This is a genomic window from Oleiphilus sp. HI0079 (assembly GCF_001635105.1).
On the sequence record NZ_LWFT01000254.1, the window covers coordinates 1 to 527 of the forward strand.

At 52.8% G+C, this 527-nt stretch carries 1 protein-coding gene and 1 pseudogene; both read left to right on the forward strand.

What is annotated here, in order from left to right:
* Positions 1-278: pseudogene (locus A3750_RS03735) on the forward strand (glutathione binding-like protein); the annotation flags it as partial.
* 5 nt (positions 279-283) lie between these two features.
* On the forward strand, positions 284-527 hold a 244-nt coding region (locus A3750_RS03740; protein ID WP_197474862.1), incomplete at its 3' end, for a thioesterase family protein.

The following is a 527-nucleotide window of genomic DNA, read 5'->3' on the forward strand; positions in this document are numbered from 1 at the left end:
ACCAATTCATGGTGGGGGATGAGTACACCATTGCTGATATGGCAATTTGGCCTTGGTATGGGGTATTGGCTCAAGGCAAGCTTTACGATGCCGCGGCGTTTCTTGATGTAGAGTCATATCGTAACGTGCAGCGGTGGACGGCCGAGGTCGCTGCGCGAGAAGCGACTGAGCGAGGTCGCATTGTTAATCGAGCATGGGGTGAGCCCTGGGAGCAATTGCCGGTTCGCCGTTCTGCTGACGATATTGATCGTAAGCTCGACTCCAAGCCAAGCGAGTAAGCGTGATGGCTCGGTTTACGCTACGTATCCGCGTTCGCTATAACGAGTGTGATGCACAGAATGTGGTCTTCAACGCGCGCTATGCAGATTATGTCGACCTCGCCTCTACGGAGTTTTTGCGTGCCGCACTTGGAGGTTATCAGGAGTTACTCGCGCAAGGTTATGAGAATCAAATCGTAAAATTGTTGATCGAATGGAAGGCGCCTGCGCGCTTTGACGATGTGCTCGATCTCAATGTCTCTGTAGGCC